Annotated in this window: 13 protein-coding genes; 11 read left to right on the forward strand and 2 right to left on the reverse strand. The window is 66.0% G+C overall.

The features are described from left to right. Nucleotides 1-142: 142 nt before the first annotated feature. Both LK539_RS04230 and LK539_RS04235 read right to left on the reverse strand, forming a co-directional pair. Nucleotides 143-3,976, reverse strand: coding sequence for a DUF4214 domain-containing protein (locus LK539_RS04230; protein WP_227799652.1), 3,834 nt, complete (start codon nucleotides 3,974-3,976; stop codon nucleotides 143-145). 363 nt (nucleotides 3,977-4,339) lie between these two features. Beyond that, on the reverse strand, nucleotides 4,340-5,728 hold the full coding sequence (locus LK539_RS04235; RefSeq protein WP_227799653.1) for a FecR domain-containing protein: 1,389 nt from the start codon (nucleotides 5,726-5,728) through the stop codon (nucleotides 4,340-4,342). Nucleotides 5,729-5,920: 192 nt separating this feature from the next. Here LK539_RS04235 and LK539_RS04240 point away from each other — a divergent pair, with 192 nt between their 5' ends. The 11 genes from LK539_RS04240 to LK539_RS04290 all read left to right on the forward strand — a co-directional run bounded on the left by LK539_RS04240 (nucleotide 5,921) and on the right by LK539_RS04290 (nucleotide 20,083). Further along, nucleotides 5,921-7,864, forward strand: coding sequence for a CHASE2 domain-containing protein (locus LK539_RS04240; protein WP_227799654.1), 1,944 nt, complete (start codon nucleotides 5,921-5,923; stop codon nucleotides 7,862-7,864). Next, on the forward strand, nucleotides 7,861-9,108 hold the full coding sequence (locus LK539_RS04245; RefSeq protein WP_227799655.1) for a tetratricopeptide repeat protein: 1,248 nt from the start codon (nucleotides 7,861-7,863) through the stop codon (nucleotides 9,106-9,108). Before LK539_RS04240 ends, LK539_RS04245 begins: the two co-directional genes overlap by 4 nt. A gap of 123 nt (nucleotides 9,109-9,231) precedes the next feature. Next, on the forward strand, nucleotides 9,232-10,032 hold the full coding sequence (locus LK539_RS04250) for an HDOD domain-containing protein (RefSeq protein WP_227799656.1): 801 nt from the start codon (nucleotides 9,232-9,234) through the stop codon (nucleotides 10,030-10,032). Between the two features lie 144 nt (nucleotides 10,033-10,176). Then, nucleotides 10,177-10,506, forward strand: coding sequence for a VanZ family protein (locus LK539_RS04255; RefSeq protein ID WP_227799778.1), 330 nt, complete (start codon nucleotides 10,177-10,179; stop codon nucleotides 10,504-10,506). Nucleotides 10,507-10,529: 23 nt separating this feature from the next. Continuing rightward, a complete protein-coding gene (locus LK539_RS04260; protein ID WP_227799657.1) occupies nucleotides 10,530-11,288 on the forward strand; it encodes a Crp/Fnr family transcriptional regulator in 759 nt (252 codons plus the stop codon). Nucleotides 11,289-11,457: 169 nt separating this feature from the next. Further along, nucleotides 11,458-11,775, forward strand: coding sequence for a hypothetical protein (locus LK539_RS04265; RefSeq protein ID WP_227799658.1), 318 nt, complete (start codon nucleotides 11,458-11,460; stop codon nucleotides 11,773-11,775). Between the two features lie 182 nt (nucleotides 11,776-11,957). Beyond that, on the forward strand, nucleotides 11,958-12,758 hold the full coding sequence (locus LK539_RS04270; RefSeq protein WP_307729079.1) for an ABC transporter permease: 801 nt from the start codon (nucleotides 11,958-11,960) through the stop codon (nucleotides 12,756-12,758). Then, nucleotides 12,758-13,993: an ABC transporter ATP-binding protein gene (locus tag LK539_RS04275; RefSeq protein WP_227799659.1), complete on the forward strand. Its 1,236-nt coding sequence runs from the start codon at nucleotides 12,758-12,760 to the stop codon at nucleotides 13,991-13,993. Before LK539_RS04270 ends, LK539_RS04275 begins: the two co-directional genes overlap by 1 nt. Continuing rightward, nucleotides 13,990-15,330: an FkbM family methyltransferase gene (locus LK539_RS04280; protein ID WP_227799660.1), complete on the forward strand. Its 1,341-nt coding sequence runs from the start codon at nucleotides 13,990-13,992 to the stop codon at nucleotides 15,328-15,330. The genes LK539_RS04275 and LK539_RS04280 overlap by 4 nt, the downstream gene beginning before the upstream one ends. Continuing rightward, complete coding sequence (locus LK539_RS04285; RefSeq protein ID WP_227799661.1) at nucleotides 15,331-18,252, forward strand: glycosyltransferase; 2,922 nt, start codon at nucleotides 15,331-15,333, stop codon at nucleotides 18,250-18,252. Continuing rightward, nucleotides 18,236-20,083 (forward strand): hypothetical protein, encoded by a 1,848-nt coding sequence (locus LK539_RS04290; protein ID WP_227799662.1) that lies wholly within the window; start codon nucleotides 18,236-18,238, stop codon nucleotides 20,081-20,083. The genes LK539_RS04285 and LK539_RS04290 overlap by 17 nt, the downstream gene beginning before the upstream one ends. Nucleotides 20,084-20,101 lie beyond the last annotated feature (18 nt).

Below are 20,101 nucleotides of genomic sequence, written 5' to 3' on the forward strand. Positions count from 1 at the left end.
CTGAAGTTTTGGCAATCAATCATGACAGACTTTTCTTCATTGCAACAGTGACAGTCGTCACCGGCAATAAAAAAACCCCGATGCCGAAGCATCGGGGTTTTTAGCATCCATCGAAAGGGAGCTTGCGCTCCCGATCTGTGGATTACAGGTACTGCAGGGTGCCCTGGCCGACTTCGTTGAACGAAGCAGCGCTCAGGTCGACGATACCGGTCAGCTTGACGATGATGTCGGTGCCGTTGTTGAAGGCGCCGTCGCCGTTCACGTCCTGAACGATGAAGGTATTGCCGTTGAACTGGAACCAGGCGATGCCGTGGTCAGCAGTTGCAGCGTCAGCAGCCTTGGCAGCTTCGGTAACGTAGTTGTCGAAGGTTGCTTCAGCGATCAGCGACACTTTCGAGCTGACGAAGTCTGCATCGGCGTCCGACACGAACTTGATCTTCTCGCCCTTGGTCAGGTCGGTGATCGACACTGCTGCACCGGCGTTGGCAGCAACGAAGCCGCTCACGTCGAACATGTCCACGCCTTCGCCGCCGGTCAGGGTGACAGCGCTTGCAACGCCGCCCATGACTTTCAGCACGTCGTTGCCAGCACCGCCCTGCAGGACGTCGTTAGCGCCCATTGCGGTCAGCACGTCAGCAGCCGAACCACCCTTCACAGTGGTAGCAGCGGTGTCGCTGGCCACGGTGGTGATGCTCAGGATGCCGGTAGCAGCGCTGCCGTCGATCAGGGTGACTGCCTTGGTGTCAGCCGACAGGGTCAGGGTCAGGTTACCAGCGCCGCCAACGGTGATGGTCGAAGCTGCGTCGGCATCCACGTTCAGGGTGTTGGTCGAGACGTTCGGCACGCCGCCAGTCGACGAAGTGTCGGTGTCGGTCACGTTGATCTTGATCGTTTCGACCTTGTCAGCGGTTGCGGTACCGATGTTCACGCCGGTACCAGCAGCGGTGACGAAGTTGACAGTGTCAGCGGTGCCCGAAGCATCGGCCAGCTTGACTTCGACGTCGCCCTGAGCTGCGAACTCGACGGTTGCGTTGTTCAGCATCTTGTCGAGGGTCAGCACGTTGGTGCCCGGCACAGCGGCGCCAGCAGCCGACACAGCGATGTCGGTGACGTTGGTGCCAGCGGTGGTGCTGGTGAAGGTCACGTCATTGGTCGAAGCAGCGCTCGGGGTCCAGCCGGTCATGGTGCCCGAGACGGTCACGGTGCCAGCGATGGTTGCGCCGGTGCTGCTGAAGGCGGTTGCCACTTGAGCTGCGGTCAGGGCGGTCACGGCGGTGACGGTACGACCGGCAACGGTGTAGCTCTGGCCTGCGGTCAGCGCGTTGAAGGTGATGACCGACGACTCGGTGACAGGACCCACAGCGTTGCCCTGGGTGGTGACCGGAGTCAGTGCAGTCGGAGCTGCGCCGACGCCAGCGGCCGAACCGTTCGAGATGACGTAATTGATGTCATCCAGGTTGTCCATGTTCACGGTGCTGTTGGTGCTGGTTGCGCCAACCGAGATCTTCTCGAAGCCGGTGAAACGGTCCTGGAAGGTCACGCCAGCCGAACGTGCGACTGCGGTAGCAGCCGACAGCGCCAGGGTGTCGGTGCCTTCGCCGCCGTTCAGTTCCACGGTCGATGCCGGGTCGATTGCCAGCACGGTCGACAGGCTCAGGGTGTCGTTGCCGGCGCCCAGGTTGATCGACTTGCTGATCGCGGTGTCGCCGTTGGTGATGGTGACGCGGTCCGAACCGGCGCCGCCGGCGTAGGTTGCCTTGTTGCCCTGGATGCTGACGGTCACGGTGCCAGTGGTGGCGGTGGTGTCAACCGATTCCAGGGTGTCGGCGGTAGCGGCAGCCAGGGTCAGGCCAGCGGTTTCGCTGACTTTGACGGTCTTCAGGCCAGCCAGGTCGGCATTGTTGTTCAGGGTGCCGGTGCCGGTGACGTTCAGGGTCTCAGTAGCAGCAGCGGTCAGGGACACGAAGTTCGAACCGGTGCTCTTCACGTTCAGGGTGGTCGGCGCTGCGGTCAGGGTGACTGCTGCACGAGCGCTGGTGCCGAAACCAACCTTGTTCAGGTTCAGGGCCAGGGTCGATGCGGTGTCAGCGACGGTCAGGCTTGCCACGGAGGTGACATTGCCGTCCACGTCGTAGAGTGCGCCGCTGTTCGACAGGTTCAGGGTTTCCAGAACTGCGCCGCCGGTGATCGACGAGGTACCGCCATACGAATCGATGGTAGCGGTTTTGATCGAACCAGCTGCGTCGTTGATGGTAACTGCGCCAGCGATGATGCCGAGTTGGCCAGCTGCTGCGTCAACGCCGGTCACACCAGCAACGCGGCCTTGTGCCACTGCGGTCACGGTAGCTGCGCCGCCACCGACGGTAGCAACGGTAACGTCCAGGTCAGCCGAAGCGGTGGTGCTGGTGAACACGACCTTCGAGGAGGTTGCGCTGACAGTTTCGACTGCGCCCGAGGTCCAACGGTTGGTCACGCCACCGGTTGCGTCGGTGTAGATACCCAGCTCAGCCGATGCCGAACCCTGGGTTGCGCCGCGGGTCAGGTTGGCGAATGCCGAAGCCACTTGAGCAGCGGTCAGGTCTTTCTTGGCGGTGAACCACAGTTCGCCGTCGCCGAAGTCAACCTTGACGATGTCGCCGGCTTTAGCCGCGCCGAACACGATCTCTTCGGTAGTCGACTTGGCAGCAACAGCGGTCACAGCTGCAAATTCAGCTTGTGCGACGTCTTGCTTGACGCTGACGGTGGTGGTAGCGGCGGTGCCGGTAACGCTCACTGCGCCTTGGGTGACGGTGGCGCCGGTGGTGTCAGCCACGGCAGCAGCAGCGCTGCTGGTCGCTTTTTCGGTCACGTTGATGCTGGTGCCGCCGGTGACGGTCACGCCAGCCAGGGTTACGTCGGTAGCAGCAACGGTAGCTGCGCCGGTGGTGGCGACAGCGACGGTGCCAGCAGCAGCCTGGCCGGCCGAGCCAACCTGGATTGCGCCGGTGGTTGCGGTCACGTCGCTCAGGGCAACATTGACGTTCTTACCGCCCAGCAGGGTGGTAGTAGCCGAGCTTGCCTTCAGGTTCAGGCCGATGTCGGTGGTCGCAGCGGTGGTCAGGCTGATTGCGCCGCCAGCACGAACGACGTTGACAGCCGAAACGCCGGTCAGGCCGGTGGTGTTCAGGTTGACTGCGTCAGCAGCTTGGACTTCGATAACTTCAACGTTCTTGATGTTTGCCAGTGCTGCGGTCGTCAGCGGGGTGCCCGAAGCTGCCGCGATCACCAGGGTGTCGACGCCTGCGGCGCCGTCGATGGTGTCAACCGAGCTCAGGGTGTTGACTTCTGCGTTGTTGTCGTCGATCGAAGCGATGATGCGGTCATTGCCGGCGGTGCCAGGGATGACGTCCAGGCCCTTGGTCAGGGTGTAGGTCTGGTTGGTAGTGCCGGCGCCGATCGACTGGTTGACGGTTGCGTCCAGGTTTGCCGGAGCAACGGCGGCTGCCAGGGTGGCAGCGTCGGTCACGCTAGCGATGTAGGTCTTGGCAACTGCGTTTGCCTTTTCGCCGCTGTAGCCCAGGCGCTCGTCGGTGGTGTCCAGAGCGTCGGTGAACGAGGTTGCTGCGGTGACTTTCGAAGCGAAAGCGGTCTTGTCGGCGTTCTGTGCGCCGGCCGAGATCATCAGGACAGCGTTCGACAGGGTCACGCGACCAGCTGCGATTTCGTTGTTCCAGTACTCGAGACCAGCTTCTTCAGCCGAGCGGCCGAACAGGTTCTTGTAGATGTTGTTGATGACTTGGCGGGTGTTCTGGCCAGCGTAGGTGTCGGTGTATTCTTTCGACTGGGCGAAGCTAGCTGCCAGTTGCGAGAGGACAGCAGTGGCGTTGCCCGATTTGGCGATGACGCCATCCCAGTACTGCAGGCCGTAGTAGTCGGCTGGGCGGTTGAAGAATGCCACGTACAGCTTCTGGATTGCTTCGGCATTTTGGAAAGCCATGTATTACTCCTAGATTTAGATCAATGATCAGAAAAGTTCAACCTGCAGCTTCTTCACTCGTGTGACTGCAGCCCAACGACCCGGATGATGACAGAGGTCAAGGACGCAGCTATGTGACGGCCGTCACATGAACGTACAATCTGTGGCGAAATTGCGGTTTTTTTTCCACTCCGTTTTAACGGCGGATCATTATCAGAGAAAGTTTCCCGTGACGCAATGACTTCGTAGCCACTGTCATAGGGGAAATCTCTGCCATAGTAGAGAAGGCATCAAGCGGGCACGAACAGCCATGCGGCGCGCATAACACGTGTGATGGGCGAAAAAAAACCGCCACAAAGTGGCGGTTTATCGAAATTCCCTTTTTTACTTCTGGGCGCCCCAGTAAGTCGCGCCATTGATTATGCGCTGGTCGTCGAGGCGGCGATCAAATATATATGCAGCGGCCCCACCGTTTTCATTACTCAGCTGGCCCTCGACGTTCATATTGGTAGGTGCCTTCCAGAGTTCGTTACCGGTCAGCCTTCCGTTATAACCCACGGCACCTTCGGAGTTCATTTTGAACAACTCGCCTGAAGCGGTAGTCAGGTCGAATCCCGTGGTAAACGTACGCGCCCCAAAATCCACATTCAGCTTGCCGTTGCTGATCTTGGCTTCGCTGGGCAGCGCCCCATCGGCCGTGTATACATAGGCTTCGCTGGCTTGCAGGTTGAAACCAACACTGCCGCGCTCGGGAACGACGTACTCGGCGCCAGGGGTCTGGAACAGCGCGTAATTGCGGCGCAGGGCAACCTTTTTGTTCTCAGAGTTCAGCTGCTTTTCCAGATCAAGCGTGATTTCCGCTCCGGCGAACGATTGCCAGCGGCCCCACACGAGCTGCTTCGGCGGAGGGGGAGGCTCGACCACTACCGGAGGCGGCTTGATCGGGTCCGGCTCCGGCCCGACCACGACCGGGTCGAGCGGCGGCGTAATGACCGGATCCTTGGACGGCGGCGGCTGTGTCGGCTGCGAAGGCCCCTTCACAAGCTTGTCGAAGTCATTGCTCTTGCGCGCATCCAGGACCGGCCCGGAAGCACTACTGCCTCCGGTACTGCCGGATTTCGCCACCGGTTCATCCGCACGCGGCGGCGAGACCTGGTCCGGGCCGGTGCTGCTGGACTGCAGCAGTTGCGGCGCGGTGTCGCCACGCTTGACCTGCAGCAGCTGGCCGCGCTGGCCTGCGAACAGTTCGCGGCTGGCGGCGCCCTCGCAGGGGCCGACGCCATCCGGGTTGCAGCCGCCGGCAAAGCCGCTGACCACCACGCCGCCGGTCAGCACCGTGACGCGCGAGGTTTCCTGGTCCGTATACACAGTAAAGTCGGTGCCGCGCACGCCGATCGCCGCCACCGGGGTGTTGAAGCGGAAGTTCTGGCGCGCCTGCTTGACCGCATCGCCCGACTTGCTGCGGGCCACGCCGCTGATCAGTTCGAGCTTGATGCGGTTGTTGGCGGGGTTCTTCTGGTCGATGTGGTAGGCGACGATGCGCGCCTTGGTGTTCGGACGCAGGATGAACAGGCCATTGTCGACCGTTTTCACATAGAGGAAGCCGTCCTTGCCCGTCATCAGAAGCTCGCCTTCCTGGACGGACGTGCCTTCCGCGCCGGCCTTGTCGGCAACCTGGGCCTGGCCGGCGGCAAAGATGACCTTGCCGGCCTCGGCCGCGTGCGCCGCGGCAGCGAATGCCAACGAGCTGATGATGAGTAATGGACGCAACATACTTTTTCCCCTTTTCGCGCTATTATCCGGGCCGCGCCAGCCTCTTCCGTGATGGCCGTCACATTTTAGAGCAAACTCATGTGTTACCCGATGTGCTTACAATTTGTAGCAATTGCCCTCGGAGCAACGCTTTGGCCTTATACTTCTAGTTTCTCGTCATAAATTTCTCGCTCCTACACTGGTCCTGACGGCGTGACCGATTCCCCTTCTTCCCAGAGCAAGCACCGGCTGGCGCCACGCCAGCAGGCGGTCTTCGCACGCGCGCTGATCGGCGTCGTGGCCGTGTTGCTGACCGTGCTGGTGCAATGGGGCCCCTCCTTCGGCCTGTCGCATCTGGACAACATCTCTTTCGGAAGCGAGACCCTGCGCGACCAGTTCATCCGCTGGCGCGCCACGACCGACGTTGAGCCGCGCATCCTGGTGGTCGATATCGACGAGGCCAGCCTGGCGGCGGAAGGCGCCTGGCCATGGTCCAGCTCGCGCATTGCCGACCTGGTGGAGATTTTGCTCAGCCGCTACGAGGCGCGCGGGGTGGCGCTCGATATCGTGCGCGAAAAGGCCGGCGACCCCGAGGGCGACATGCGGCTGGCGGCGCTGTCCACCCACGGGCCGCTGGTGCTGGGCCAGGCTTTCGACTTCGACTACGAGCAGCGCCGTCCCGAACCGCTGCGCCAGGGCGTGCCGGCGGGCGCCCTGCCCCAGCCGGCGCCGCAGGCACGGACGGCCGATGGCTACATCGCCAACCACGCGGGCTTTGCCGGGGCGCGCCACGTCGGCAACATCGGCTTCGTGCCCGACCGCGACGGCGTGCTGCGCCACGTGCCGCTGCTGACCCGCTTCGGCGGACGCGACTATCCGGCCCTGGGCCTGGCCCTGCTCGACTGCTGCAGCGGCGCCAGGGCGCCGGCCCTGCCGGACGCCGCCCACATGCGCATTCCCTTCAAGCGCGACTGGGAAGCCTTCACCATCGCCAGCGCCACCGACATCCTGAACGAAAGCATCGATCCGGCGAGCGCCAGGGGTCGGCTGGTGCTGGTCGGATCGTCCTCGCTAGGCCTGGGCGACCGCGTCACCACCCCGCACGCCGCCAAGCGCCCGGGACTGGGCGTGCAGGCGGAGATCCTGTCCGCCCTGCTCGACCGCCAGGCCGGCAGCACCCCGGCACCCTGGCCGGGACGCCTGATCGCCTGCGCCTTCGCCCTGCTGTCGGCGCTGCTGGCCACCCTTGCCTTCCCGCGCCTGCCGGCCTGGGCCAGCGTCGCGCTGCTCGGCCTGGTGTCGGCGCTGTGGCTGCGCGCCGCCTATGAGATCGCACCGCACGATCCGCTGTTCTCGACCACCGCTCCCTTGCTGAGCAACCTGTTCCTGCTGGCGGTCGCCGTGCCCTACCAGTGGCAGCTGGCGCAGCGCCGCTCGCGCCGCCTGCTCGGCACCCTGCAGCAGTACGTGGCGCCCTCGGTGGTGCGCGAGCTGCTGCGCAGCGACCTGGAAGACCCGCTGGCGCCGCGCCAGCTGGACGTCACCACCCTGATCGCCGACATGGAGGGCTATACCACCCAGGTCGAATCGCTGTCGATGGAAGAATCGGCGCGCCTGACGCGCGAATTCCTCGACTGCCTGACCGGTCCCGTGATCGCGGGCGGCGGCACCCTGGATAAATACACCGGCGATGGCCTGGTCGCCTTCTGGGGCGCGCCGCTGCCGATCGAGCAGCACGCCGACCGCGCGCTGGATGCGGCGCGCACCATCGTCGAACGGGTCGAGGCGCTGTCGCTGGTACGCGAAGCGCAGGGCCATCCGCCCCTGCGGGTGCGCATCGGGATCGAGAGCGGACCGGCGGTCGCGGGCGACTTCGGCACCTCGTTCCGCAGCATTTATACGGCGGTCGGCGACAGCGTGAACACGGCCTCGCGCCTGGAACAGGCGGCGCGCGACTTCCCCTACGACGTGATCGTCGGCGCCGGCACCGTCGAGCGCGCGCTGCGCCACGGCTTCATCGCGCTCGGCGAACGGCGCCTGCGCGGCAAGGGCAAGGCCACCGCGCTGTTCACCCCAAGCGACATCCCGCGCTCGCGCAGCGCGGCGCCCGACATGACAGAAGTGGCGGCAATGGCCGCAGTCAAAGGTAGTTCATGAGTTTCGCATCGCTGCGCGCCTGGTGCGCGCTTTCCATCCTGCTGTTCGCGACGGCCGTGCACGCCGCCGACGACCCGCAGCAGGCCGCACCCACTTCGAGCGAGGAGCTGTACCTGCAGGCCTTGCAGTCGATCGCCGAAGGCCGGCGCACCGACGCCACGGCCGAACTGCGCCGTGCGATCGAGCAGTCGCCAAACCACGCCGGCGCCTGGCTCGAGCTGGCGCTCACCCACTGCGCGCTCGGTAACTCGGATGAAGCCGAGCGCCTGTTCGCGGTCATCGAGATGCGCTTCAACCCCTCGCCCGCCCTGCTGGAACTGATCGCGCAGACGCGCGAACAGGGTTGCTCGCGCTGGGACCGCTTCTCGAGCACGGTGGTGATGGCCAGCCGCGGCTACGACCAGAACGTCAACCAGGGCGCGCGCACCAACCGCTACGTGGTCGATGCGCCGGACGGCCAGGTGGAATACGAACTGTCGGGCGACTTCCTGCCGCGCAGCGACCAGTACACCCAGCTGTCGGGCGAAACCATGCGCGAAGTCACGCCCAACGGCCTGCTCGGCTTCGCCCAGTACCAGCTGCGCCACAACGACAGCCTGCACCAGTACAACACCAGCTCGCTGTTCGCCGGCCTGGAAGCGCCTTATCGCTGGGGACGCTGGCGCGTGCGCGCCACCGGCACGCTCGGCCTGGTCACCCTGGGCGGCCAGCTCTACCAGCGCCAGGGGCAGTTGCAGGCGCGCGTGGTGCCGCCGCTGCGGCTGCCGACCGGCATGCAGTTAAACGTGGTGGGGGCGATCACCTACAATACCTTCCCCTCGCTGACCAATTTCGACTCGACCACGCAGGAGCTGCGCGGCCACCTGTCGTGGCGCCGCGGCGACCACACGGTGAATGCCGCATTCGGCGTGCAGAACGACCACGCGCTGGCCCAGCGCCCTGGGGGCGACCGCAAGGGTACGTACCTGAACCTGCTGGTGCGGCGCCACATGGGGCACGGCATCAACACCGAACTGGGCTACTCGCGCCAGACGTGGGACAGCAGCCGCGTCTATTCGCCGGACGTGATCGAGGTGGTGCGCGACCAGACCACGCAGGTGCTGCGCGGCAGCGTGAGCTACGCGATCAACCGGCAGCATGCGCTGGTGCTGGAAGCGCGCGTGGTGCGCAACCGCGAGAACATTTCGATTTTCCAATACAACAACAAGCAGTTGCAGCTGAGCTGGCAGTGGCAACTGCCCTGATTCGCAGACACACAACACGAATCGTTAAATCCGCAATCAATTCCGTAATTTGTTGATTTTGGGCATTACACTGGGTTGGCAAGCAATAACACGCCCAACCGGGCGCACAACCTGGAAGACACCATGATCAGCATTGCCAATTTCTTTAGCGACGTTCGCCTGCCCACCATTTCCGACGTGGCGCATGCGCTGATCGCCACCCTCGACAACGAGGACGCCTCGGCCAAGAGCGTTGCCGCCATCATCGCGCGCGATCCGGCGCTGACCGCCAAGCTGATGCGCCTGGCAAACAGCGCCCGCTTCGGCTCCAGCCGCAACGTCAGCTCGCTCGACGACGCGATCGCGCTGGCCGGCATGTCGCACATCCGCACGCTGGCGCTGGCTGCCTGCTTCGCCGAGTCCTTCCCCGCCCTGCCCGGCCTGGATACCGACGAGTTCTGGCAAAGCAGCATGGCCTGCGCCGGCTACGCCAAATGGCTGGCCAACGGCGCCGGCGCCGATCCATCCGACGCTTGGCTGTCGGGCATGGTGCTGCGCCTGGGCGAACTGCTGATCTACCAGGTGGCCCCCGGCGCCTTTGCCGAAATCGAACAGCTGCCGCACCTGCCGGGCGCGCGCTGGGAGCGCGAGCAGCGCCTGCTGGGCCTGTCGGAAGGCCAGATCACGGCCGAGCTGTGCCGCCGCTGGAACTTCCCGGCGCGTATCGCCGAGGCTGTCGAGCGCTCGTCCGACCCGATGGCCGCCCCGCCCTTCTGCAAGCTGGCGGGCGTGGTGCACCTGGCCAGCCTGCTGGCCGATACGCCGAGCGACGATCCGGCCATCCTGGAGACGCTGCCGGCGGACGTCGTCGCCGCCCTCGGCCTGGGCATGGACTGGATGCGCGCCCGTTTCCCGACCCATGCGTCGTTCGCCGCCGCGGCCTGACACCGCCCCGCCGCGTTGACAGGCTGACCATGCTTCGTTGCAGGCACGCGCCAGGCGCGGCTTGCGGCGGCCCCAAAACCACCTTAAGCAGGCTCGACCGTATACAATCACGGCTGTCGGAAATTCAGGAAGGGCCGTTTGATCGTGGTGGGAGACATGGTGTTGTTGGGCATGGCCGCGCTCGCTGTTTGCGTGGGATGCCTGGTTCCGAACCGCTGGCTGCCGCCGCTGCCGAACGATAAGTTCCTTCACTTTGCCAGCTTCGCCGTGCTGTCCGTGCTCGCACTGCGCGTGGCCAGGAGCCCGCTCGAGGCGCTATTCTGGCTGCTGGGGCTGCTCGTTGCGGGCTGGCTGATCGAGTGCCTGCAGGCGCTGGTGCCGGACCGCAGCTTCTGCTGGCGCGATATCGGCGCCAACGCGGCCGGCATCGCCTTCGCGGCGGTCGGCGCCCAAGTCTACGTCAGTTTTTTCTGAGGCACGCCATTTCAGCACACACCATGACCGCCACCGCCAAGACCGCCCCGGCCCGCCGGGCTCCCGCCGACAACGATGCAGCCGCGCCGGAAGAGCGCCAGGTGCAGGTTCACCTGCGCAAGATCCCGCTGCTGGCCGAGCTGTCGGACGAGGAGATCATCCGGGTCAAGCAGGACTTGCGCTATCGCCAGTACAGCAAGCGCGACATCGTGCTGCAGAAAGGCGGCCATGGCGACGGCCTGATGTTCCTGCTGTCGGGCCAGTTGCAGGTGATCGACGTCACCGAAGACGGCCGCGCCATCGGCCTGCGCATGCTGGCGCCGGGTGACTTCTTCGGCGAGATCGCCCTGATCAACAATTCGACCCGCTCGGCTTCGGTGGTGGCGATGTCGGACGCCCTGGTCGCCTTCCTGCCGGCGGCCACCGCCATGCACCTGTTCGCGCACTCGCCCTCGGTGGCGACCCACATGCTGAAACACCTGGCGCAAAAGATCCAGCGCGATTCGGAATTCCGCTCGCTGCTGAGTATCAACAATACCGCCAAGCGTATCTACACCTACCTGGTGCTGATGCAGAAGAACAAGCAGCCCGAGCCGGGCGCCCCGGCGGTGGTGGAAAACCTCCCGACCCACCAGGACATCGCCAACATGATCAACACCAGCCGCGAAACCGTGACGCGGGCGCTGACGGCGCTGGCGCAGCAGGGGATCGTGCAGAAGGATGCGCATCGCCTGATCATCGTGAAGCCGGATGCCTTGCAGAAGCTGGTGCAGGGTTCGTAGGGTGGGCGGGTGTTCCCGCCCACCCGTTCAGCTAGCGGCAAGTTCAACGCGCCTGGTCACCGGCTGATAACGATCACCGCGTGGGCGGGAATCCGCCCACCCTACGTGCGGCATGCTACATTAATGTCATGATGGCCACTCGCCGCTCCCCTGTCCCAAGGAGATGACAATGAGCACCATGACCGGCAATGAGCTCCACCTCAAACCCAGCCTCGCCAAAAGCCTGCTGACCGTCGCCCTGGTCACAGCGGCCATCCTGCTCATTCCGCTGGTCGCCATGCAGTTCACCACCGAGGTCGTGTGGACCGGCTCCGATTTCGTCATCGCCGGCATCCTGCTCGCCTTTACCGGCCTGGTCCTCACCTTCGCCCTGCGCAAGCTGCGCACCACCAAAAGTCGCCTGATCGCCGCCGGCGTCATCGGCCTGGGCTTCGTGTATTGCTGGGCAGAGCTGGCGGTCGGGATCTTTACCAATCTGGGCAGCTGAATCTGCCACTGCGCCCACGACAATCCATTACAAATCTTTCTTGACTTCAGACAAGATGTTACACCTGTAACAAGGGATCGGCTGTTGGATGAAGTATAATTTTGCGCTCATCCGGCTCAGCCATTCCAAATGTTGACAATCCTGACGTACCCGACCGGGGCGCTGCCAGAGCGGGCCGCCCCATGATCTCGCCACTGATGCTGCGCGGCCTGTGGGCCTATCGCGGTTTCGTGCTGGGCAGCGTCAAGCGCGAATTCCAGTCGAAATACGTGAACGCGATGCTGGGCGCCGTCTGGTCGGTGCTCAGCCCGCTCGCCATGATCCTCGTGTACACCGTGATCTTTTCCGAGGTCATGCGTGCCAAGCTGCCCGGCAACGATTCGAGCGCCGCCTATTCCATCTACCTGTGCGCCGGCATCCTGACCTGGGGCCTGTTCGCCGAGATCGTCGCCCGCGGGCAGAACATGTTCCTCGAGCAGGCGAATCTGCTGAAGAAGATCAGTTTCCCGCGCATCTGCCTGCCGGTCATCGTGGTGCTCAATGCGCTGGTGAACTTCGGCGTCATCTTCGGCCTGTTTGTGGTGTACCTCATCGTTTCCGGACACTTCCCGGGCGCCGTCTTCTTCGCCATCATCCCGGTGCTGCTGTTGCAGATCCTGCTGGCCATCGGGCTCGGCATGGTGACCGGCATCTTGAACGTGTTCTTCCGCGACGTTGGCCAGTTCGTGACGATCGCGATGCAGTTCTGGTTCTGGCTCACGCCCATCGTCTACCCGGCTTCGATCCTGCCGGAAGAAGTACGCCCGGTACTGCTCTACAACCCGATGGCGCCGATCGTGCAGGCGCACCAGGCGATCCTGGTCGAAGGCCGCCTGCCCGACTGGCACGCGCTGGTTCCGGCGAGCTTGCTGGCCCTGCTGCTGTGCATCCTGGGCCTGCGCCTGTTCCGCAAGCGCTCCGGCGAAATGGTGGATGAACTCTGATGGGCACCATCGTCGTATCGAACCTGGGCAAGGCCTATAAACAGTATCCGACGCGCTGGTCGCGCCTGGGCGAATGGCTGCTGCCCTTCCGCGGGCAGCGCCACAAGCTCAAGTGGGTGCTCACTGACATCAACTTCCAGGTCTCGCCGGGCGAAGCCGTGGGCCTGATCGGCATCAACGGCGCGGGCAAGAGCACGCTGCTGAAACTCATCACCGGCACCACGCAGCCCACCACCGGCAGCGTCTGGATGGAGGGGCGCGTGGCCGCGCTGCTCGAACTGGGCATGGGCTTCCATCCCGACTTCACCGGGCGCCAGAACGTCTACACGGCCGGCCAGCTGCTGGGAATGACGGTGGACGAGATCACGCAGCTGATGCCGCAGATCGAGGAATTCGCCGGCATCGGCGAGTACATGGACCAGCCGGTGCGCGTGTACTCGAGCGGCATGCAGGTGCGCGTGGCCTTCTCGGTGGCCACGGCGCGCCGCCCGGACATCCTGATCGTCGACGAGGCCCTGTCGGTGGGCGACGCCTACTTCCAGCACAAGTCCTTCGACCGCATCCGCCAGTTCCGCAAGGAGGGCACCACCCTGCTGCTGGTCTCGCACGACAAGCAGGCGATCCAGTCGGTGTGCGACCGCGCCATCCTGCTCGACGGCGGGCGCCTGGCCAAGGAAGGCCGGCCGGAAGAGATCATGGACTACTACAACGCCATGATCGCGGAGCGCGAGAACGCTCAGGGGCGTGACACCGTGCGCCTGCAGGAAACCGAAGGCGGCAAGGTGCAGACCATCTCCGGCACCGGCGAAGCGAGCGTCAGCGATATCGCCCTGCTGGACGAGACCGGGCAGCGCGCCGAAGTGGTCGACGTGGGCGCCGCCGTCACGCTCGAGGTGCGGGTCAAGGTCAATGCGCCGATCCCGCGCATGGTGCTGGGCTACATGATCAAGGACCGCCTCGGCCAGCCGATGTACGGCACCAATACCCACCTGAAGCAGCTGCCGCTCGAGAACGTCGCGGCTGGCGAGGAAGTGGTGTACCGCTTCGCCTTCCCGATGAACCTCGGCCCCGGCACCTATTCGGTCGCGACCGCGATCGTCAGCACCGAGACCCACCTGGTGAACAACTACGAATGGCGCGACCTGGCGCTGGTGTTCACCGTGATGAACATGCGCCGCCCCCATTTCGAGGGCTCGGCCTGGCTCGACCCGGCCATCGACATCCAACGCACATGACACTTATCTCCTACTCGCAGAATTCCGAAGACGTGCTGCTGTGGCGCGCGCTCGGACACGTGCAGAACGGCTTCTACATCGACGTCGGCGCCAACGACCCGGAAGAGCATTCGGTCACCAAGGCCTTCTACGACGCCGGCTGGCGCGGGATCAGCATCGAGCCGCTGCCCTCCTTCCACCAGGCCTTCCTCGAGCAGCGCCCGCGCGACGTCAACCTGGCGATTGCGGCAGGCGCTGCCAACGGCGAACTGACCCTGTACGACACCCCGCAGGTGCGCGGCTGGGCGTCGCCGGAAGCATCGGTGGCCGAGCTGCATCGCGCCGAAGGCCATGAAGTGGTCGAGATGACGGTGCCGGTGCGCACCCTGGCTTCGGTGTGCGAAGAGTACGTGCGGAGTGACATCCACTTCCTGAAGATCGACGTCGAAGGCTTCGAGGGCGAAGTCATCAAGGGCATGGACTTCGCACGCTGGCGCCCGTGGGTGCTGGTCATCGAAGCGACGCTGCCGAACAGCCGCGAGACCAACCACGCGGCCTGGGACGCCCTCGTCACCAGCCAGGGCTACCGCTTCGTGTGGTTCGATGGCCTGAACCGCTACTACGTGGCGGACGAGCACCCGGAACTGCTGCAGCACTTCGGCATCCAGCCGAATGTGTTCGACGAATTCATCTCGCACCACCTGGACAAGGCCTGGAAGAACGGCAAGGCGCTCGACAAGCAGCTGCGCGCCACCCAGGAAGACGCGAAGAAGCTGTCGGCCTGGCAGCGCGAACTGGAGACCCAGCTGAACGACCGCGCCGCCGAGCTGAAGGCACGCAACGAGCAGCTGCACGCCAGCATGGCGCAGGCGCTCGAGCTGGAGGAACAGTTGCGCGTCACCCGGCTGCAGGTCGAACAGGCGGAAGAAGCCAAGGCCCTGCTGCAGGACAAGCTGGTCGAGGCCCACGACGCCAACCGCCAGATGTCGCAATGGGCGCACAGCCTCGACGAGCGCCTGCGGGCCACGCTGTCGAGCACCTCGTGGAAGCTCACCAGGCCGGTGCGCGCCCTCGGCCTGCTGGTGCACTCGCTGCGCCAGCCGAAGCTGGCGCGCCGCGTGGTCAACCGCCTGACCGCCAACGAACGCCTGCGCCGCCTTGTGATCCCGGTGCTGCGGCGCCACCCGGTGATCGGCGAGCGCGTCTCGGCCTCGATCGCCGCCGTCAAGCTCGATCCGCCCCAGCAGGCGCCGGCCGGCATCGAGGTCCCGGAAGAACTCAAGGGCCTGCCGGTCTCGGTCCGCAAGGTGCTGGCCGACCTGCAGCACGCCAAGGCCAAACAGCAGGCAGGACAATAAATGCGTATCGTCATCGACTTCCTCGACCACCCGCAGCCGGAACCCGCGCTGCTTGCGCTGGCGCGCGAGCTGGCAGGGCACGCCAGGGACCACGAACTGTGGGTCGCGGCCCCGTCCGCGCCCGAAGGCGCCTTCGACGCCCTGCGCCTGGCCTTCGACGGCCTGGTGCCGCGCCGCCGCGTGCGTCCCTTCACCCTGCCCGCCGAGCCGCGCCTGGCGGCGCTGCTGCGCGACCAGGCGCTGGCCAGCCTCGTGCCCGACGTCGTCGTCACGGCAGGCAGCACGCCGGCCGCGGACAGCTTCGCCAGCGTGGCGCTGGACGGCACGGCCGAGGCATTGTGGCAGCGCGTGCGCGACGTTTCGGCGCCGCTTGCTGGAGCGCCCGGCAACAAGCCGCGCCTGGCCTACGTGTCGCCGCTGCCGCCGGAAAAATCCGGCATCGCTGACTACAGCGCCGAGCTGGTGCCGGAACTGGCCAGGTACTATGAGATCGAGCTGATCGTCGAGCAGGACCGCGTGAGCGACGCGCGCGTCGAGCGCTTCACGCAGCGCAGCGCGGCCTGGCTGCGCGAGCATGCCGCGTCCTACGACCGCGTGCTCTACCACTTCGGCAATTCGCCGGCGCACCGCCACATGTTCGAGCTGATCCGCGACGTGCCGGGCGTGGTGGTGCTGCACGACTTCTACCTGTCGAACGTGATCGAGCACCTCGAGAACATCGACTACCTGCCGCTGGGCTTCACCAAGGCCTTGTACGAGTCGCACGGCTACACCGGCCTGGCCGGCCACCTCAAGCTCGGGCGCCATCCGACCGTGTGGCAGTACCCGCTCAACAAGGGCGTGCTGGACAACGCCACCGGCATCATCGTCCACTCCGAATTCCCGAAAGGGCTGGCGGCCGAATGGTATGGCGAAGGCGCCGCCGACGACTGGCGCAGCATTCCCCTGTTGCGCGGCAAACCCGAAGGCGCCGCGTCGCCCGAGGCGCGCGCCGCGGCCCGTGCGCGCCTGGGCCTCAAGGCCGACGACTACGTGGTGTGCAGCTTCGGCCTGCTCGGCAAGACCAAGCTCAACGAAGAACTGCTGGACGCCTTCCTCGCCTCGCCGCTGGCGGCCGATCCGCACTGCTCGCTGGTCTTTGTCGGCGAGAACGACGCCGGCAAGTATGGCGCCAACCTGAGCAAGAAGATCCGCGCCGCCAGGTGCGCGGACCGGATCCGGATCACCGGCTTCGTCGACCCGGCCACCTATGCCGACTACCTGGCCGGCGGCGACTGCGCGGTGCAGCTGCGCGGTTCCTCGCGCGGCGAGACCTCGGCCGCGGTGCTGGACTGCCTGCTGTACGGCGTGCCGACCATCGTCAACGCGCATGGCTCGACCGCCTCGATCGACGACAGTCTCCTGCTCAAGCTGCGCGACGGCTTCGCCTGCGAAGAACTGGCCGAGGCGCTGGGCCGCCTGCGCGCCGACAGCGCGCTGCGCGCCCGGCTGTCGCAGCGCGCCCTGGCCTACATGGAAAGCCAGCATGCACCCGGCCACGCCGGCCGCATGTGCATGGAAGCGATCGAACACTTCGCCACCCGCGGCGCCCGCGCCGGCTACCGCCAGCTGATCGAGGCCGCGGCGCGCGCCTGTCCGATGGAGTCGCTCCCGGCGCTGGCCGGCGCGATCGCCGCCAACCGCGCGGCGAGCGGCCCGCGCCAGCTGCTGGTGGACGTCTCGGCCCTGGTCCAGCACGACCTCAAGACCGGCATCCAGCGCGTGGTGCGCAGCATCCTGCTGGCGCTGATCGCCAGCCCGCCGCCGGGCTTCCGCATCGAGCCGGTGTTCGGCACCGGCGGCAACCGCCCCTACCACTACGCGCGCAACTGGGCGCTGAACCTGGTCGGCGAGACCGGCCTGTCGGTCGAGGACGCGCCGGTCGAGCTGCGCCCGGGCGACGTGTTCCTGGGCCTGGACCTGTACATCAGCGGCGTGGCCCAGAACGAGCAGCTGCTGCAGTCCATGCGCGACCGCGGCGTCGAGATCTACTTCGTGGTCTACGACCTGCTGCCGGTGCTGCGCCCGGACGTGTTCCCGTTCGGGACCGAGGACGGCTTCGCCGACTTCCTGCGCACCGTGCACCGCGTCTCCGACGGTGTGCTGTGCATCTCGCGCGCCGTGGCCGACGAGTACGCGGCCTGGACGCAAGCCCAGGGCCTGCGCCGCACCATGCCGCTGCAGCTGGGCTGGTTCCACCTGGGCGCCGACATCAACGCCAGCGCGCCCAGCACCGGCCTGCCGCCGAACGCCAGCCAGGTGCTCGACGCCCTCGGCCAGCGCCCCAGCTTCCTGATGGTCGGCACGGTGGAGCCGCGCAAGGGCCATGCCCAGACCCTGGCCGCCTTTGACCTGCTGTGGGAACGCGGCGTCGACGTCAACCTGGTCGTGGTCGGCAAGCAGGGCTGGATGATGGAAGCCGTGGCCGAGCGCATGAACAACCACCCGGAAAAAGCCAAACGGCTGTTCTGGATGGCCGGCATCTCGGACGAGATGCTGCTGAAGCTCTACGGTGCCTCGGCCGCCCTGCTGTCTCCCTCGGAAGGCGAAGGCTTCGGCCTGCCGCTGATCGAGGCGGCCCAGTACGGCATCCCGATCATCGCGCGCAGCCTGCCGGTGTTCCGCGAAGTGGCGGGCGAGCACGCCTGGTATTTCGACGGCCTGGCGCCGGACGACCTGGCGCAGGCGATCGAAGCCTGGCTGGAGCGCCGGCGCGAGGGCAGCATCCCGGAATCAACAGGCATGCCCTGGCTGACCTGGAACCAGAGCGCGCGCCAGGTGCTGGCCGGCCTGGTCCGCCAGCGCTGGTACCGCACGCTGCCTCCGAGCGCGCCGGAAACGACCATCGACGATGAGCCCGAAGGCGATGCGAAAGCGGCCTGACCCCGCGCGTAGCGCAAGCCCGCTGTGGCGCTTCGCGCTGCTGCTGGCGCTGCTTCTCGCGGCCCTGTTCGCGGCGCGCCCGGTCTCGCTCAGCGGCGACATCCTCGAGTACTCGGTGAACACCGTGGGGATCGCCACGCACGGCACGCCCGACCTGCGCATCGAGGACTTCGAGCGCACCAAGGCGCTGGCGCCGGAGCGCTTCACGCCACTGTTCGCGATGCTGCAGGACGAAATGCGGCGCGGCGTGCAGGACGTCTACCCGGCCTTCCAGCGCGGCAGCAGCGGCCATGTCTACAGCGTCCACTTCTTCGGCTATCCGATGATGGCCGCCCTGCCCCTGCGCCTGCTCGAAGCGCTGGGACAGGAGCCGTTCAAGGCCTTCCAGGTAGTCAACCTGGTCTTCGTGTTCATTCTGGGACTGGCCCTGCACCGCTTCTTCGGCGCGAGCGGGCGCGCGGCCCTTGCCCTGGCGCTCTTCATGCTGTGCGGCGGCCTCCTGTACTGGAACTGGTCCAGCCCGGAAACCGTCGGCGCAGCAAGCCTGCTTGCCGGGCTGCTGCTGTTCACGGCCGGCATGCCGGTGGCGGGCAGCGTGCTGGCGGGCCTGGCGGCCCAGCAGAACCCGACCATCGTGTTCTTCTTCCTGTTCGCGCCCTTCATTCGCGCCGCTGTCGGACGGATGCAGCCGATTCCATCCGTATCGCTGGCGCGCCTCGTGAGCGCCCTCGGCCTCGGCCTGGCGGTGGCGGCGGTGCCGGTGCTGTTCAACCTGATCGAATACGGGGTGCCGAACCTGATCGCCAGCCGCTTCTCGCGCGCCTCCCTGATCAGTACCACGCGCCTGGTCTCCTTCTTCTTCGACCTGAACCAGGGCATGATCCTCGCGATTCCCGGCGTGCTGCTCGGCCTGCTGCTGGCGCGCGGCGCCGCGCTGCGCCTGCTGCTGCTGTGCTTTGCCTTGACGCTGGCGCTGGTGCTGCCGGCGCTCGCGGTGATCAACTGGAACTCGGCCGCCGCCGGCCCGATGCGCTACGCCTTCTGGGCTGCGATGCCGCTGCTGTTCGCGCTGCTGGCCATGCTGCGCGAGCTGCGCCGCTGGCGCGTGGCGGCGCTTGGCGCCGTGCTGCTGGTCCAGGGTGCGGCCATGGCCCACGCCGTACGCTACGAATACAATGAATTCAGCCCGCTGGCGACACTGGTGCTGCGCCACCTGCCCCGGCACTACTACCCCGAGCCGGAAATCTTCGCCGAGCGCATGGCCCACCACGACAACTGGGTCGAGCCCGACCGGGTCCACAGCTTCCATCTGGACGGCTGGCGTTTCCGGACCCTGGTCAACGACAGCGACCCGCATGCGGCGACGAGCCTGTGCGGCCCCGGCGCGCAGCTGGCGCCCGACAACGCGTTCACGCGCAGCTCGCGCGGCTGGCGCTACATCGACGGCCAGGTCGTGTGCCTCGCCAATGGCGTGCGCCAATATACGTGGCTGGTGGACGACATCGTCGCCGGCGGCCCGGTGCAGCTGGGCGCCGGCTGGCGCGGCCGCGAAGCTACGGGAGTCCCGTCCGACGGCGCACGCTCGCAGCTGCGGGTGCGTGCGCCTCAAGGCATCCGGCCCGCTGTCCTGGTATTACGCGGCAGTGGTCGCACGCACGTGACCGCCGGCGGCGTCGACCTCGGCTGGCACGCGCTCGATGCGGCGCCCGTCATCGCTCTGCCCGCGGCCGCGCAAGCCGCCGTACTGGACCTCACGCTCGAACATGAAGCCCCCGGCGCTGTCATCCTGCAGGAAGTCAGCGTCCGGCCATCCACCGGAAGTACCCCATGAACGCACCTTCGACCACCC

Origin of the sequence: Massilia sp. IC2-476 (assembly GCF_020707295.1) — a bacterium.
Taxonomy (GTDB): domain Bacteria; phylum Pseudomonadota; class Gammaproteobacteria; order Burkholderiales; family Burkholderiaceae_D; genus Telluria.

Bases quoted from the DNA above. Each gene is read 5' to 3' on its own strand.
- LK539_RS04290 (WP_227799662.1), top strand. From the start codon at position 18,236: ATGCGAAAGCGGCCTGACCCCGCGCGTAGCGCAAGCCCGCTGTGGCGC.
- LK539_RS04260 (WP_227799657.1), top strand. From the start codon at position 10,530: ATGACCGCCACCGCCAAGACCGCCCCGGCCCGCCGGGCTCCCGCCGAC.
- LK539_RS04245 (WP_227799655.1), top strand. From the start codon at position 7,861: ATGAGTTTCGCATCGCTGCGCGCCTGGTGCGCGCTTTCCATCCTGCTG.
- LK539_RS04265 (WP_227799658.1), top strand. From the start codon at position 11,458: ATGAGCACCATGACCGGCAATGAGCTCCACCTCAAACCCAGCCTCGCC.
- LK539_RS04275 (WP_227799659.1), top strand. From the start codon at position 12,758: ATGGGCACCATCGTCGTATCGAACCTGGGCAAGGCCTATAAACAGTAT.
- LK539_RS04280 (WP_227799660.1), top strand. From the start codon at position 13,990: ATGACACTTATCTCCTACTCGCAGAATTCCGAAGACGTGCTGCTGTGG.
- LK539_RS04235 (WP_227799653.1), bottom strand. From the start codon at position 5,728: ATGTTGCGTCCATTACTCATCATCAGCTCGTTGGCATTCGCTGCCGCG.
- LK539_RS04230 (WP_227799652.1), bottom strand. From the start codon at position 3,976: ATGGCTTTCCAAAATGCCGAAGCAATCCAGAAGCTGTACGTGGCATTC.
- LK539_RS04250 (WP_227799656.1), top strand. From the start codon at position 9,232: ATGATCAGCATTGCCAATTTCTTTAGCGACGTTCGCCTGCCCACCATT.
- LK539_RS04285 (WP_227799661.1), top strand. From the start codon at position 15,331: ATGCGTATCGTCATCGACTTCCTCGACCACCCGCAGCCGGAACCCGCG.
- LK539_RS04270 (WP_307729079.1), top strand. From the start codon at position 11,958: ATGATCTCGCCACTGATGCTGCGCGGCCTGTGGGCCTATCGCGGTTTC.